The organism is Pantoea sp. X-Soil-ISGK-421, from assembly GCF_059730785.1.
The window spans coordinates 226,379-242,398 of record NZ_AP035980.1; the positions used below are offsets into that span (position 1 = coordinate 226,379).

At 55.3% G+C, this 16,020-nt stretch carries 14 protein-coding genes; 4 read left to right on the forward strand and 10 right to left on the reverse strand.

From position 1 onward, the window contains the following. Positions 1-62: 62 nt before the first annotated feature. Complete coding sequence (locus AC6I8K_RS19755; protein ID WP_497827368.1) at positions 63-842, forward strand: MipA/OmpV family protein; 780 nt, start codon at positions 63-65, stop codon at positions 840-842. A 1-nt stretch (position 843) separates the two neighbouring features. On the opposite strand, the gene AC6I8K_RS19760 is transcribed toward AC6I8K_RS19755, so the two are convergent. The 5 genes from AC6I8K_RS19760 to AC6I8K_RS19780 form a co-directional block, all read right to left on the reverse strand. After that, a complete protein-coding gene (locus tag AC6I8K_RS19760) occupies positions 844-1,734 on the reverse strand; it encodes an oxidoreductase (protein WP_497827369.1) in 891 nt (296 codons plus the stop codon). A 262-nt stretch (positions 1,735-1,996) separates the two neighbouring features. Continuing rightward, positions 1,997-2,776 carry an SDR family oxidoreductase gene (locus AC6I8K_RS19765; protein ID WP_497827370.1) on the reverse strand — a complete coding sequence of 260 codons (780 nt, stop codon included), beginning with the start codon at positions 2,774-2,776 and terminating at the stop codon, positions 1,997-1,999. Between the two features lie 10 nt (positions 2,777-2,786). After that, positions 2,787-3,866: a M24 family metallopeptidase gene (locus AC6I8K_RS19770; protein WP_497827371.1), complete on the reverse strand. Its 1,080-nt coding sequence runs from the start codon at positions 3,864-3,866 to the stop codon at positions 2,787-2,789. Continuing rightward, complete coding sequence (locus tag AC6I8K_RS19775; protein ID WP_497827372.1) at positions 3,859-5,502, reverse strand: GMC family oxidoreductase; 1,644 nt, start codon at positions 5,500-5,502, stop codon at positions 3,859-3,861. The genes AC6I8K_RS19770 and AC6I8K_RS19775 overlap by 8 nt, the downstream gene beginning before the upstream one ends. A 10-nt stretch (positions 5,503-5,512) precedes the next feature. Continuing rightward, positions 5,513-6,832, reverse strand: coding sequence for an MFS transporter (locus AC6I8K_RS19780; RefSeq protein ID WP_497827373.1), 1,320 nt, complete (start codon positions 6,830-6,832; stop codon positions 5,513-5,515). 151 nt (positions 6,833-6,983) lie between these two features. On the opposite strand from AC6I8K_RS19780, the gene AC6I8K_RS19785 reads away from it, so the two are divergent. Next, positions 6,984-8,156, forward strand: coding sequence for an ROK family protein (locus tag AC6I8K_RS19785; RefSeq protein ID WP_497827374.1), 1,173 nt, complete (start codon positions 6,984-6,986; stop codon positions 8,154-8,156). A 150-nt stretch (positions 8,157-8,306) separates the two neighbouring features. Here the strand turns inward: AC6I8K_RS19785 and AC6I8K_RS19790 are convergent, their stop codons facing one another. After that, on the reverse strand, positions 8,307-9,053 hold the full coding sequence (locus AC6I8K_RS19790; protein WP_497827375.1) for an SDR family NAD(P)-dependent oxidoreductase: 747 nt from the start codon (positions 9,051-9,053) through the stop codon (positions 8,307-8,309). Between the two features lie 147 nt (positions 9,054-9,200). Between AC6I8K_RS19790 and AC6I8K_RS19795 the strand changes: the two genes are divergently transcribed. After that, positions 9,201-10,112 (forward strand): LysR family transcriptional regulator, encoded by a 912-nt coding sequence (locus AC6I8K_RS19795; RefSeq protein ID WP_497827376.1) that lies wholly within the window; start codon positions 9,201-9,203, stop codon positions 10,110-10,112. Between the two features lie 107 nt (positions 10,113-10,219). Here AC6I8K_RS19795 and AC6I8K_RS19800 read toward each other — a convergent pair whose 3' ends face one another. From AC6I8K_RS19800 to AC6I8K_RS19815, 4 genes are all read right to left on the reverse strand, one after another. Then, positions 10,220-11,116 (reverse strand): SDR family oxidoreductase, encoded by an 897-nt coding sequence (locus AC6I8K_RS19800; protein WP_483818011.1) that lies wholly within the window; start codon positions 11,114-11,116, stop codon positions 10,220-10,222. Between the two features lie 248 nt (positions 11,117-11,364). Next, on the reverse strand, positions 11,365-11,517 hold the full coding sequence (locus tag AC6I8K_RS19805; RefSeq protein ID WP_008110189.1) for a KGG domain-containing protein: 153 nt from the start codon (positions 11,515-11,517) through the stop codon (positions 11,365-11,367). Positions 11,518-11,634: 117 nt separating this feature from the next. Further along, a complete protein-coding gene (locus tag AC6I8K_RS19810; RefSeq protein WP_497827662.1) occupies positions 11,635-12,714 on the reverse strand; it encodes an ABC transporter substrate-binding protein in 1,080 nt (359 codons plus the stop codon). A 79-nt stretch (positions 12,715-12,793) separates the two neighbouring features. Further along, entirely contained in the window at positions 12,794-14,923 is a 2,130-nt protein-coding gene (locus AC6I8K_RS19815; RefSeq protein WP_497827377.1) for a TonB-dependent siderophore receptor, read from the reverse strand. A 207-nt stretch (positions 14,924-15,130) separates the two neighbouring features. Between AC6I8K_RS19815 and AC6I8K_RS19820 the strand changes: the two genes are divergently transcribed. Beyond that, positions 15,131-16,018 carry a MurR/RpiR family transcriptional regulator gene (locus AC6I8K_RS19820; RefSeq protein ID WP_497827378.1) on the forward strand — a complete coding sequence of 296 codons (888 nt, stop codon included), beginning with the start codon at positions 15,131-15,133 and terminating at the stop codon, positions 16,016-16,018. Positions 16,019-16,020 lie beyond the last annotated feature (2 nt).

The following is a 16,020-nucleotide window of genomic DNA, read 5'->3' on the forward strand; positions in this document are numbered from 1 at the left end:
AACAGGCGTTACACAAGGCTGGTGCAATGGAATCATCACTGTGTTCATAAAGGAAGATGTCGATGCGTTCCAACCTGGCTCAACCTCTCGCGCTATTTTTATTGTTATCGCCTGCCACGTTCCCAGTTATCGCTGACGACGCCCAAAATGCATTCTCCGGCTTTATCGGCGGCGGCGTAGGTGTGAAACCGAAGTATTCCGGTGCTAAAGACAGCAAAACTGATGTTGTGCCGGCGCTTAAACTACAATACGGTCCGCTGTTTGTTGGCGGCGTGGATGATTTGGTCGCTTTCGGTTGGGATGTGGCCAAAACCGGTGGCTGGGCTTTTTCGCTGGGTGTGGGAACCAACATTTCACCACGCCAGGAATCCGACGATCCCCTTCTTCATGGGCTGGGCGACATTGATGTCACGCCACGCGCCTTCACTTCAGCAATTTATGAAAATGCCTTTTTCAAAGGCGGCATGATTATAACGCAGGATGTGGGCGGCAATAAGCAGGGCTTTAAACTCGCCTCATACGCGCATGTGCAATGGCGTCCGACCGAAAGCCTGCGTTTGTATACCGGCCCGAACCTGAGTTGGGCCGACAGCGATTATATGCAGACGCAATACGGCATTACGGCAAGGCAATCGGCACGCAGCGGTTTGGCGCGCTACGCTGCCGGGGCCGGTTTGGAAAAGGTTGGTTGGGAAGCAGGATTGGAGTATACGCTGACGCCAGCGTGGCTGATCGGTGCACGCATAAATGCGCAGCATCTGGAAAACCACGCCGCCGACAGCCCGATCACCGAAGAAAAAAGCCAGATGAGCGGCGCGCTGTACGCGGCGTGGCGTTTTTAATTCAACCCGGACCTTCGCTGCCCGCCGCCAGCAGCGGCACGATCACATCGCTAATCGGTGTAGGAATGCCGCGCGCCCGACCATAACGCTGCACCACGCCGTTACGAATGTCCCACTCCAGCGGGCGATCGGCCTGGCGATCGGCAAGAATTGAAGTGCCTAAATCGGCGGGTGCGCGGTGAAAACGATCGATAATCTCCTGCGGCACGTCATCGCTCAGCGCGGCACCTTCGGCGCGCGCTACCGTCAGGCATTCCTGCAAATAGGCCAGTGCCAGTGCGGTAATATCGTCGCGCTGAAACATACCCGCGCGACGATTCGCCAGCACCATCAAACCGGCTACTGCGTTTTGCAGCAGCTTGCGCCAGGCGATAGTGAGAAAATCGGCGGAGAGATCGACCGCGCAGCGCGTGTCGCGCAGGGCGTTAACTACCCGTGCGGCGTGCGGCGTATCGGGCAACGTCAGGCGCGGTTTTTCGCGTAGCCACACCGATGCATCCGGTTCACGCTGGGCTGGGAACCACACCACCGAAGGCAGCACGCTGGCCCCGTTCACATAGGGCGCAAGTTGGGTTTTCTGCTCCACGCCATTCTGCAATGCGCACACCACAGTATTCTCATCACACAACGCGGCCAGCCAGGGCGCGGTGTCCTCAACCTGGGTGGTTTTCACCGCCACAAACACCAGATCAAACGGCTTTGCGATCTCGGCAGGATTGGTCAGCACCGGGCCGGGAACAATGATAGTGCCGCTGTCATGGCGCAACGCCAGCTGCGGATGCGCGGTACGACCACAAATGATCGGCGTGCGTCCAACTTCATGCAGGGCTGCGGCGATGGTGGTGCCAATCGCGCCCGGGCCAATTAGAGCGATGGTGGGATTCTCAGACATCTTTAGTAAGCTCCTGATTATCAAGTGGCGCATCTGTTGTGACGGCGCAATTTATTACGTTATGCTCGTCAGTTAAGCGCGAATCGGTCACCATAGATGGCGACCCTACGTTTACAGAGCTGGGTTTTCGTAGGGTGCGCATTCATGCGCACCTGTACAAATAAGCAATTTATTGCGCGATGAATCGCGCCGCTACACAATCTGCGTAAAAGAAATCTCGCGCTCAACTGTATGGCATTCCAGCACCATGCTGTCCACTTTATTAATCGTGATAAACCTGGCTGCGCCCCCCATCGACCAGAATATCGGTGGCATTGATAAATCGCGCTTCATCGGAGGCGAGAAACAGCGCAGTGTAGGCCACTTCAGCCGGTTCACCGATGCGTTTGCAGGGCAGCAACGCCGCCTGGCGTTCGCGCTCGACTTGTGGGTCCGCGCAGCTTGCCAGCCAGGCTTCTGCGGCGGGCGTCATGATCAATCCCGGTGAAATGCTATTAATGCGAATGCCCTGGCTGGCGTATTCCACGCCCAGCGAGCGCGTCATACCGATCAAACCATGCTTAGCCACCGGATAGGGGAACGCGCCGGGAATGATTTTATGGCCATGCACCGAGGCCACATTAACAATGTTGCCATACTGGCGCGCCAGCATCCCCGGCAGCACGCTACGGATCAGGTTGTACGGCCCCTTGAGATTCACCTCCATGCAGCGCTGCCACTCGTCATCTTCCAGCGCCAGCGGATCGCGAAACACATTAACACCCGCGCAGTTAATCAGAATATCAATTGGGCCAAGTGCGTCTTGTGCCGCGATGACCGCACGTTGTACCTGATCAGGCTGCGTGACGTCGGCGGCGCAAGCGAGGCAGCGCTGCCCGCTTTGCTGCTGTAATGCCTCTGCCAGTGCGCCAGTGGTTTCACTCGCCAGGTCGAACAGCGCGACCCGCGCACCTTGCTGCGTAAAGAGTTGGGCAATCGCGCGGCCAATGCCGCTGCCTGCGCCGGTGATAATCGCGGTTTTATTGTGCAGTCGTAATGACATGTTCGCTTCCTTATGAAGATGCCGGCAACACCAGCCAGTCGGGGAAATGCAGCGTACGCTCGCCACGCTGCACGCTAATCAGCGGCCATTCGTCACTGCGCGTTAGCGCTTCGCATCCCGCCGGGCTGAGCAAATAGGTGTCTTCACTTTTTACGCCGCGCAACGTGGGATTCCACGCCACGGCAATGTCGCTGCGTACCTCGCCCGGGGTTTCCGGCGTGACGATCCAGTCCCGGCAGCCGTAACCGGCTGGACCACCCTGGTGGTGATCGCGCCACGCATCCGCCTCGCCGTGTTGCTGATACGCATGGGTAATTTGCTGGAAAACCGCAGACCAGCTCTGGCCCGGCTGCGTAGCAATCAACATATCGGCATGGATTTGGCACAACCTGTGATGTCGTTGGCGCAGTGTGGGATGCATTTCACCGAGATGCACCAGGCGCGTCAGGCTGACGTGCAATCCATGCCGTTCCGCGCCCAGCGTAATCAGCATCTGCTGGTGCAGTTTTTTCGGCGTCGGCACCGGATGCTTAAAAGCGGCGATGCGCTCGTCGGCGGCCACTAAGGTGCACATTGGACGAATGCCGCGCGCCAGGCAGGCGGCGACGATCTCCGCCTCCACTTGCCATTCGGTTATGCCCGCTTTTAACTGGCGCGCCACACCTTCGACAATCTGTGCGGCTTCACGGCCCAGGACTTTATAGCGCAGCTGTTCATGAGCATTTAAGCCCTGTCGTAGCGCCACCAGCCGTTGCTGAATATCTGCCGTTTCGCCAGGCGGCATATCGCTGCCGAACTGGCCCTGTGGCAACACGCTATTTAGCGATCGAAACCACGGATAGCGTTGCGTTTCGCAGGCAAACGGCAGCGGCTCTTCAGCAAGAATGCGCGGCAGCTCATTTTCTGGCGCGAGCAGCAACACCTTGTCCGCGGTAATAAGCAAGCTGGCCACGCCGGTTTCGGCGCGCTCGACCACATAATAACTGGCACCTTCGGTCAGCCAGGCAACGTTATCGCGCCGCGTGAGTAGCACACCGTCAAGCTGCCAGTCGGCGAGGGCAGCTTGCAGTCGCATTAATTTTTCACTCATAAACCGGCTCCTTCTGTTCGGCAACCTGGGTCTGCAAAAGCAGCTCAGCAGCGCGATGCGCCACCGCCATTACGATGGCGTTGGTGTTGCCGCTAATAATGTTGGGCATCATGGAAGCATCTACCACGCGCAGCCGGTTGACACCGCGCACGCGCAAATCATCATGCAGCACCGCCAAAGGATCGTCATCGTGACCCATGCGGCAGGTGCCGACCGGGTGGTAGCCGGTTTTCACCATGCGTTTGCAGTGCTCAGCGATAGTCGCATCCGAGGTGATTTCCGCGCCGGGGAAGATCTCATGTTGCACCATAGCGCTAATCGGCGCGGCGGCAATCACCTTGCGCGCAAAACGGAAACCGGCGATGGTGCGAGCGAGGTCGTCAGGATGACCAAAGATTTGCGTATCCACCCGCGGCAAGCTGCTGGCACTGGCGTCGCGCAGCGTCACTTCGCCGGTGGCTTTTGGCCGCAGCAGCAGCGAGTTAACGGTTACGCCGTGGCCGGGATCGGCACCCATCACGTCGCGATCAAGATAAACCGTGGGCACGCAGAACATCTGGATGGTTGGCGTGGCGCTGAAATCGAGCGGATCGAAAAAGGCACAGGTTTCCACGCCGGTGGTGGTGACCGGGCCGGTTTTGAACAACATATATTGCAATCCGGCTTTCACCATTGGCCAGCCGCGATCCTGGCCGTAATAGCCAAATTCGCCGTTGGTGCTGGCCACCACCGGCACTTCGTAGTGATCCTGCAAGTTCTTACCAACGCCGGGCAAATGCTGGCGCAGCGTGATGCCATGTTGTTTCAGCTGCTGCTGCGGGCCGATGCCGGAGAGCATCAACAATTTCGGCGTTTGATAGGCTCCGGCGGCGAGGATCACCTCCTGGCGCGCACGGGCATGTTGCGGATGTCCGTCCTGGGTATAGCGCACGCCGACGGCGCTCGCGCCCTCGAACAAAATTTCCTCAACCTGTGCGCCGGTGGCAATGGTCAAGCGTTGATCCTCGCGCAGCGGCGTGATAAAGGCATCCACCACGCTGCAGCGCTGGCGCGTTTGTCCGTTAATGGTGTGCTGCATAAAACCGACGCCATAGGGATTGCCGGTATTGAAGTCCGGCGTGTAGGGAATGCCCATGCCTTGCAGGGTTTTGACGTAGGCGCGACTCAGCGGGCTAAAGTGACCGAGATGCGACACCTTCATCGGTCCGCCCACGCCGTGATGGGGCGCGCCAAGGTGATCGTTATCTTCGATGGCGGTGAAGTGCGGCAGCAGCGCATCCCACGACCAGTCGATGCCCCGATTGCCGAGCGCGCGGTTCCAGTCGGCATAATCCTGGCGATGCCCACGCATATACACCATGGCATTCACCGTTGAGCCGCCGCCCAGCACTTTCGCCTGCGGCACAATCACGCCGCGCCCATTCAGCTGCGGCTGCGGCTCGGTTTGATGCAGAGTGAGAAACTTATCGCTGGCGAGGAATTTCATGTATCCCGCCGGCATTTTTAATACCGGATGATACTCATCGCGTCCGGCTTCCAGCAGCAAGACGCGCGCGTTACCCTGCGTGACTAACCTGGCGGCGACAATACAACCGGCGCTGCCGCCGCCTACCACAATGTAATCAAACTCTTTCATGGTTCTCTCTTTACTCTGAAGCAACGGAATCTAAACGGCGCAGACGCTGCGCCTCGGGATTATGCTGCTCGCCGGGATCGAGTGGGCTGAGCAGGAAACACCAGGAGACGATGGCGCTGATCAAATACAAGGCGGCGTAGCCCCAAATCACGCCCGATGTGCCAAACAGCGCGTTGAAAGCGCCGTACAGCGCCGGGCCGAAAAAGGTGGAAAGTCCGGCGGCGAAACAGTAAATCGCCATCGCATTGCCTTTATCTTTCGGCTGGCACAGGGAAGAGAACAGGGCGGCAGCCGGAACATAGCCGCATAAGGTGATGCCATATAAACAGGCACAGATCACGCTGAGCACAAAGCTGCCGTGGCTCCACTGCGGCACGAAGTACATCAGCAACATGGAGATGCCGGAGCCGAGTCCGCCAAATACCGTCAACACTTTGCGCCACCCGAGGCGATCGCTGAGCTTGCCAACAATCGGGTTAAAACTCATGCCGACTAAACCCATAATGGTGATCAGGCTGAGATATTCGGTTTGCGTAAAGCCGATCTGCTCGGTGAAAAAGCCCGGCAGGAAAATAAAGAAACCAAAGTAGGGCGTGGTGTTGATGATGCGTACTACCGCAGCGGCCGTAATGCGCGGTTCACGCCACAGAATATCAATGCCGCCCATCAGCGTACGTGCCACGCTTTGCTGACGTTGCTGTTCATCCAGCAGCGACTGATATCCGCTGCGCTCCTTCAGCGCGATCACCATCACCAGCATTCCCAGCGCCACCAGCCCCAGCGAAAGCCAGAAGGTGGCGTACTCGCCAATCAATTTTATCGAGAAGATCGCCACGAGCGATCCCAGCGTAGGCAGGCCGCCGGTAAACGCCAGCCAGAACCAACCGGTAGCCGAGCCGCGCATATCCGCAGGCGCCGCCGCCTGAATCCACACTAAAAATGCATACGCAAACATTGGATACGCCACGCCGCGCAGGCCGTAGGTCAACGCCAACAGCAATACGCTGTGGGATGGCAGCGCAATGGCAAGGAACAGCACTTCGAACACAATCCAGATAACGCCGCCCGCCAGCATTACTTTGCGCGGGCCAATCAACGTGGAGAGCGAACCCGCCAGCCACGAGCCGAGCGTGACCGTAACGCCGTAAAAGGCAATCACCGCCGCCGCGATATTGAGGGAGAAGCCATTTTCGTGCAGATAAGGTGCCAGATAGTTGGATTCCACGCCGTCGCCAATCATAAACAGCAGAACGGCTACGTAGCCCCACGCCAGCGCCGGGGGAATGCCGAGGCGAATCAGCCACGGATGTTGAGTCGATGATGTTGTCATTTTAAGGTTCTCTAAGAGGTCGCGATGGTTTGTTGTTATAGGGATGGGGATGAACTTTAGAGCAAGGCAAGTTGCCGGGATGGCGTGATCATCACAAAAGACAGTAAACTCTGTTTAGTAAACGTGTATGGCGTGTTGCGCTGGAGTGAATATGAAGCAGGTTGGTTTGAATAATTACCAGGTGCGAAAACACAATAAGGCGTTGTTTATGGCGCTAATGTGGCGCCATAAACAGCTCAGTAAAGCGCAATTGGCGCTCCTGAGCGGCTTGACCATTCCTGCCACCAGTAAAATTTTGCAGGCGCTGCTGGACGAAAAAAAACTGCAAAAAAGCGCTGTATTGATGAGCGCGCGCGGCCACAGCAACGGCAGCTTTCAACTGCCTGCTGAAGGTGCCTGGACCTTATGTTTATGCATTAAACCGACCAGCATTGAGCTTCAACTGGCTGATGCGCAGCTGGTGGCGCAGGGCGACTATCAGCAGATCACCATCAACGCGGCAACGCCGCAGGATCTGCTGAACGAGATTGAAGCGGTGTGGCGGCAAACCTGCAAACAGTGGCCGAAACGGCGCATCAATCTGGCGCTGGCGGTGCATGGCCAGGTGGATCCGGTGACCGGGGTGTCGCAGCATATGCCGCAAGCGGCGTGGAAAACCCCGCTGCAGCTGAAATTTTTACTTGAAGAGAAGCTTGCGATTGAGGTGCGTGTTGATAACGACTGCGTGATGCTGGCGCTGGCGGAGAAGTGGCTTAATCGCAATGTTCTCAGCGAATTCTGCGTGATTAACGTGGATTACGGCATCGGTTCATCCTTCGTGATCAACGGTGAGATCTTTCGCGGTAATCTTTATGGCAGCGGACAAATTGGCCATACCCTCATTGAACCACACGGGCAGCGCTGTAGCTGCGGACGCCAGGGATGTCTGGAAACGCTGGCGTCGCTGAGTGCGTTAAAGCAGGCCGCGCATCTGCGCGTGCCGGATGCACCGCAGCCCAGCAGTAAGCAGTTACTGGCGGCGTGGCAAGCGGGTGAACCCTGGATTGTGGCGTGGGCACAGCAAGCGGCCGAGGCGATTGGTGTGAGTTTGTACAATTTTCTCAACACGCTGAATATTAATCAAATTTGGTTATACGGTCGTAGCTGCACGTTTGGTGAAGCGTGGCTAAACACCATCGTGCGCCAGATTGATGTGAATCCCTTCGATCCGCGTGATGCGCTGAAAAGCAAAGGCACTCATGTGCATTTTGGCCAGTTGGATCGTGCCCGTCAGGTATTGGGCATCGGGTATTTGTATGTGGAAGCGGATCCCAGCGCGGCTTAAGAAAGTGGTCGCCATTCATGGTGTAATGCTGCTCACTGAAGCAAAGAATTGCCTGATGATGCAGGTGCGCATGAATGCGCACCCTACGAAAACCCAGCGCTGTAAACGTAGGGTCGCCATTCATGGTGACCTTACAGGCTCTGGTTGTCATCACACCTGCGCCATGCCGCCATCAACAAACAGTTCGGCGGCATTGATAAAGCTGGATGCATCAGACGCCAGAAACGCCACAACTTTGCCAATTTCGTCGGGTTCGCCAAGACGACCCAACGGTACCTGCGCTGCCAGCGCATCAAACAATCCCTGACGCTGTTCTTCAGGTACTAAACCGCCTAACCCTGGCGTACGCACCGGGCCGGGACTGACCACATTGACGCGAATACCGCGATCTTTCACGTCCAGCGCCCACGAGCGGGCAAAGTTACGCACCGCGGCTTTGCTGGCGCTGTACACGCTGAATCCGGCGGTGCCCTGCACCGAGGTGGTGGAAGAGGTGAGGATCACTGAGGCGTTGTCGCTCAGCAGCGGCAAGGCTTTCTGCACGGTAAACAGCACGCCGCGCACGTTGGTACCAAAGATGCGGTCAAAATGTTCTTCGGTGATGGCGCCGAGCGGCAACATGTCGCCGCCACCGGCGTTGGCGAACAGGATGTCGAGGCGGCCCGCTTGTTGCGCAATCTCTGCGTAAACGTTGTCGAGGTCGGTCAGTACCGAAGCGTCAGCGCGAATACCCGTTGCGCTGGCACCGATGCGGGTTACTGCCGCATCAAGTTCCACCTGACGACGACCGGTAATAAAGACGCGAGCGCCTTGTGCCGCCAACTCTTGCGCGGATGCCAGACCAATGCCCGATGTGCCGCCCGTTACCAGGGCGATTTTACCGTTGAGTGCGTTCATGTTTGCTTCTCCAGTGTGTGATGAGGTTTCGTTCACTGCGCTGCAGTGGCTGATAAGCAATCTATCTTCACGGCGTTTGCTGATAAATGGTGTAAAATCGAAATGACTATTTCTGTGTGTGGATAATCAAATGCAGCGGAAAACAGCATGGATCAGTTAATGGCGATAAAGGCATTTGCGCGCGTGGTCGAAGCAGGCAACTTTACGCGGGCGGCGGATTCGCTCGACATGCCCAACGCGACGCTGAGCAAACTGGTGCAGGAACTGGAAGCGCATCTCGGTATTCGCTTGCTGCAACGCACCACGCGGCGCGTCACGGTAACGCCAGCAGGGCGCGATTATTACGAAAAAGCGCTGCGCATCGTACGTGATTTGGAAGATATCGATCACTCGTTCAATGCGGAAAGCACCCGACCAGGCGGCTATCTGCGCATTGATATTGGTGGCTCAACGGCGCGTGACGTGTTGATTCCCGCGCTGCCCGATTTCATCCGTCGCTACCCTGACATTCAGCTTGACCTAGGCGTGTCCGATCGAGCGGTGGACCTGATTAGCGGTAACGTCGATTGCGTAATTCGCGGCGGTCCGCTCAGTGATTCCTCACTGGTCGCGCGGCATTTAGGTGATGCAGAGATGATCACCTGCGCCGCGCCGGGCTATTTGAAAACCTATGGCGTGCCGGCCTATCCGCAAGAGTTGAAAAACGGCCATCGGCTGGTGAGTTATCTCTCGCCTCAAAGCAGCCGGGCATTTCCGTTTCGCTTTGCCAACGGTGAGCAGACGCTGGAAATCAAAACCGAGCATCGGATTGGCGTCAATGAAAGTAATGCGCATCTGGCGGCGGCGGTGGCGGGATTGGGCATCATTCAAACCTTCCGCTACGCGGCGGCGGGGGATTTGCAGGCGGGGAGGTTAGTGGAGATTTTGGCGGAATGGCGTCCGGCAAATTATCCGTTTCATGTGGTGTATCCACAAAATCGTCATCTGACGCAGCGCTTGCAGGTGTTTATCGCGTGGTTGCGTGAGGTGTTTCCTGAGCGATTGCTGGCGCTCACATAAGCAATAAATGACACATAAATAAGGGTGCGCATGAATGCGCACCCTACAAAAATCAGCGCTATCAACGTAGGTCGCCATTTATGGCGACCTTCTATCATAGCAGCGGGTTACAGCGTACCGGTACCGCCGTCAGAGCACCAAACCTGACCGGAAGTGAAGCTGTTTTTCACATCCGCGAACGTAACGTAGAGCGGGGCAATTTCCGCCGGTTGTCCCGGACGGCCCAGCGGAGCGGATTCACCAAACTTCTCCACTTTCTCTTGCGGCTGCCCACCGCTCACCTGAAGCGCAGTCCAGTATGGGCCGGGCGCAACCGCATTGACGCGAATCTGCTTTTCACCCAACTGTTTCGCCAGCGCTTTAGTGAATGCCACAATCGACGCTTTGGTTTGCGCATAATCCAGCAGAATGGCGCTTGGCTGGTAAGCCTGCACAGACGAGGTGTTGATGATGGACGATCCGGCTGGCAAATATTTCAACGCCGCTTTGGTAATCCAGAACATTGCATAGACGTTAGTCTTGAAGGTGGCGTCAAAGTCTTCAGTGGATAAAGTGAGGATTGATTCATTGAACTGCTGACGTCCGGCGTTATTCACCAGAATATCCAATCCCCCTAGCTGATCAGCGGCCTGATCGACCAGCTGCTGGCAAAACTCTTCTGAACGAATGTCACCCGGAATCGCCACCGCTTTGCGGCCTTCCGCTTCAATCAGTTTCACTACTTCTGCCGCATCAGCTTCTTCTTCCGGCAGGAAGTTAATCGCCACATCAGCCCCTTCACGAGCATAGGCAATCGCTACGGCGCGGCCAATCCCGGAATCACCGCCGGTGATCAGGGCTTTACGACCGGTCAATCTGCCGGTACCACGATAACTGGTTTCACCATGATCGGGACGTGGATCCATTTTGCTCGCCAAACCCGGCATCGGTTGCGTCTGCTTTTTAAATGGCGGAACCGGATACGTTTCAGTAATTAGGGTTTTATTGGTGGTTTGCGTAGTCATATATATCTCCTTGTCGCATGAGGTGAATAAAATAAGCCTGGCATAAATGTGATATTTGTCACGTTAGAAAGTGAGCAATTAGATTTATTAAGACGAAACGGAAAAGGAGATGTTTAAAAATGTCAGCTGTTACGTGAGGTAATTAACGAATCTTTTTCAAAATGTAAATGCGGGGATGAGATAATTCTTAGGGCGTCCATGCCCTGGCGGATTTCCAAGATACGTGGTGCTATTTACAGCGTAGGTGACTACTTCTTACCGCCTTTCTTTCCTGCTTCTGACGCTTTAGCGGGGTCGTCTTTGAAGCTACCGCCGCTTTTTTCTCCACCTTTTTTACCGGCATCTGACGCTTTCTTTTTATCGTCAGCAAAATTACCGGAACCGCCTCTATGCTCAGCCATAAAACATCCTCTCGTGAGTTGTTGTTGCACGACGGAAATAACTTCTTCGACGCCGTGCCCGTGCTGCAAATTTAAGATTAGCGAGGTTCCAGTTAATCACAAGCGGAGCGCTAATGATTATTTATTGTTCACTGGCGGAATGGGTGTGAAATAAGTTCCGCTGTAAGGAATCGGTAAGAAATCGTGAAAAATCTGCTGCAGCGTATTTTCCGGTTCAATGTCGGTAAACAGTTGCGGGTAAAGCATTTTCGCCATAAATTCGGTGGCGGCAATATGCCACGGGCTAAGATAGAAGTTCATCCAGATCACCGCCGAGTGGCCATTTTTCACGGCCGCTAATTCCCGCAAACCGTTTTGCTGCGCAGTCAGTTGTTTGAAACTGCTGAGCACGGTTTCGTGTGCCACTTCTGGCCCCAATTTGAGTAAGCCCTGAGAGGCGTTATCGCCAAAGCCGGTAGCGAAGTAATACTCCGGCTGGGCAGCAATCACGCTTTCTTCACTGAGGCGACCAAACACGCCGTGCTGAGTTTTACTGGCAATATTGTCACCGCCCGCCGCATTAAGTAACTCGCCAAGGCTGCCGTTGATCGCCGTCACGCAGCACTCGTTACGTCGCCCAAGATGCAGTTGTAGCAGCACCGAAGGTTTGGCACCCTGATAGCGGGCTAAGCGTTCACGAATCACCTGCATATGCTGGTCGTAGAACCGATTAAACGCCTGCGCTCGCGCTTGCTGGTTCAGAACCTCACCAAAAATCTCTACGCTACGGCGCGTATTTTTGAGCAGATGCACGCGCAGATCGATCTTTACCACCGGAATATGCGCTGCTTTCAGCATGGTAACTAATCGCAAGTCGGCATCATCATAGCGTGCCAGACTGGGCAAAATTACCACGTCAGGTTGCAACGCCAGAATCTGTTCAGGGTTGATGGCGTTCGGACCGCCAGAACCGAGCGACGGGATTTTCAGCATCTGAGGAAACTGGCGTGCAAAGCTGTTCCAGGTTTGGCTGTCGTATTTTTTCAGGTCCTGCGGCCAGGCCACAATATGCTGAAACGGATCGCCCGGCTCCAGCAGCGCCAGCGTATACAACATGCGGCTTTCGCCCAGCACGATACGTTGCGGATGATCGGGGATTTCAACGCGATTGCCGTCGATATCGGTGACCGTTTTTGCCCACGCCGCGCTGCTCAACATCAGCAAAAAACAGGTCAGTAGCGCCCGTAACGGGCTGAGCAGGACAGGCGCACGTGGTGCGCCTGCCGTCAATTTCGCATCAGAATTCAACGCTGGCCTCGAGCATCAGGTTGCGGGTTTCTCCTTCACGCACGCGCAAATTGCCGCCGCTGGAGGTGTAATAGTGTTTGTTGAACAGGTTATTCAGATTGAGTTTCAATTGTGTTTTCTCACCCAACAGCTGATTGTTCCAGGCGATAAAGCTATCCGCGACCACGTAATCAGGCAGGGTAAAACTGTTTTCTGGATCGCCCGCACGCGTGCCCACATAGCGTGCGCCACCGCCTACGCGGAAGTCGCCCGGCATGCCGGAGATGGCCAGATTATGGCTCAGATAGAGCGCGCCTGAGTGGCGGGGCGCATTCTGCAGACGATGACCATTGTTATCAGCGTTTACGCCATCATCAACGATCTCTGCTTTATCGTAACTGTAGTTGGCACTGAGATCCCAACCCGGCAGCACTTCGCCATTTAACTCAAATTCTGCGCCGCTGGAACGGGCTTTATTGATGGCGCGCGTGGTGCCGTTGATGCTCAGCGACATATCGCGCTCGTCGATGCGATATAGCGCCACGCTGGCAAACAGCTTCGGTGAAATCTGCCATTTGCTACCCACTTCCCATGTGGTGCCCTGTTCCGGTTTACCGACGTTGCCATCATCATCAACATCGGTCGATGGCGTGAAGGATTTACTCACGCTGGTGTAGAGCGCAACGTCCGGCGTCACTTTGTAGATCAAACCGGCCTGCGGCAGGAATTTGTTGCCTTCGCTGTCCAGCGTTTGCACCACTGGATCGAAGCCTTTCGAGGCGCGCTGTTCGTAATGCTGATAACGCCCGCCTAACACTGCAATCCAGTTTTCCGTCAGGCTGATGCTGTCTTTGGCATAGATTGAACGGCTATGTGTGCGGTTGAGATTATTGGCATTGGCGCTGTTTTCGGTGCTGCTGTTGGCGATCGGCGACAGAATATCGTACTGCGGATCGGTGAAGTTAAATCCGGTATTGGCTTTGCCTTGATATTGATGCGCGCGATACGTTTGGATCATCTCATAATCGCTGCCCAGCACCAGATCATGCGTCATACCCAACATTTGCTGTGAGCCGATTAAGTCCCACGATACGTATTTGGTTTTATGGTTGAAGCCGCGATTGGCATCGGCACGGCGCGTCACCACGCCGGTGGTGGGATTCACTGCGGTCACGCGCACTTCATTGTTATCGTATTGGCGCTGGTTCCAGCCGAGCGTGACACGCGTGCTCCAGTCGTCATTAAATTGCCACTCATAATGCGCGTTGAGGGTTTTATTATGGCCCCACGCATGATTGGCTTTGTCATCCAAACGATCTTTGTAACCGATATCAATCGGCTTACCGTTGATAAATGCAGTACCGCGGTCGTAAGGAATGTCGTACTGATAATCTGCGTAGCTAATCAGGAAACTGGCTTGCTCCCCAAACCACTGCAGCGAGGGCGCAATCAATGTATGTTTCTCACTGCCAAAATTGCGCCAGTAATCCTGATTCTGTTTTTCCGCAATCAGGCGGAAGGCAAAGCCGTTGCCGAGCGGTCCCGTGACATCGACGGTGCCCGCGCCGCCGCCTTCACTTGAGGTTCTGCCGCTGACTTTAGTGTGCCATTCATACTGCGGCTTTTTGCTTACTACATTGATCACGCCACCCGGATTCTGGATGCCATACAGCAGGGATGCAGAACCTTTTAACACTTCCACGCGCTCGGTGGTGGCATCGAAATTCAAACCCTGGCTGCTGCGGACGCCGTCACGATAGATTGAACCATCCGAGTTACTCCCAAACCCGCGGCGCACAAAGCCATCTTCGGTGCCTGCCAACGTGTTGCCTTCCGTTACACCGCTGACAAAGCGCATCGCATCGGCGAGGCTTGATGCCTGATAATCTTCAAGCTGCTGCTGCGTTACCACGCTAACTGATTGCGCCTGATTGATGCGCGGCGTAGAGGTTTTACTGCCAACCGAACTATTCGTGACGTTGTAACCTTGCGCGCTATCTTCCTGCGCCGAGACAGTGAGGGTGTTGCTTTCCTCAGCTGCAAAACTGCTGGTGGAACCCCAGATGCTCACGCCGTAAATCGCAGCAAGGATGGCTGGATGGCGCTGAGATTTAAAAGCGAACGGTTTGTTGTTATTCATGGGACATTAACCTGGTGCAATGCAATTGAGAATCATTCAATCATGTTGTAATGTAGTAGTAAATGGAAATAATTACACAATCACTACAATTATATTTATTATAAATCATGCATTTATTTGCATATCAGGTGAATAATGTGAAGAATTTACTACAAATAACCCATAAACCCATCCCGTCATCCTCACTATTAATTGAGCAATCAGCAGATGAGTCGAAATAGCATTAAAAGTCGTGTGGATGTATTGGGGGAACGCTATCGGTCACGTGCGCCGACATTATCATCCCGTCTGCAAGCGGTGGCGCGTTACATACACGACAACCGCGAGGTGATCTTGGATGCCACGGCGCTGGAAATAGCCGATGCCACTAACACATCGGATGCCACCGTGGTTCGCGCGGTGCAGGCTCTCGGTTTTGCCGGTTTACGTGATTTAAAAACCACGCTGAACGCCTGGTTTGGTCCGGCGATGAACTCCGAAGAGAAGATGAGCGCCACCGTCAACGAACTGTCGTGCGATATCAATTCGGGCATCGATTTTGTGCTGAGTGGGCATAAACGTGCCTGCGATGCGTTATCCGAAGCGCACAATCGCGAAGCTGTCGCTAAAGCGGTGTCGCACCTGATTGACGCCCGCCAGGTGGCGCTGTTTGGCATTAATGCATCGGGGATTCTGGCAGAATACAGCGCGCGGTTATTCACGCGCATTGGCATTCCGGCGGTGACGCTCAACCGCTCAGGCATTGCGCTGGCGGAACAGCTGATCACGCTGCAACGTGGGGATGTGCTGATTATGATGGCGCAGAAATCGGCGCATCGTGAAGGCATCACCGCACTGAAAGAGGCGAAACGTCTCGGCATGCCGGTGATATTGCTCACCAACGCCATGGATTCAGCTTTCGCTAAAGAGGCGGATGTAATTATCAACGTGCCGCGCGGCGGCGAGAAGGGGCGTATGCCGCTGCACGGCACGGTGTTGGTGTGTCTGGAGATGCTGATTTTGTCGGTGGCTTCGGCGACCTCATCGCGCACGGTGAAAACCATGAAGCGTATTCAGGATCTCAATCGATCGCTGAAGCCATCGGGTAAGAAGTAACG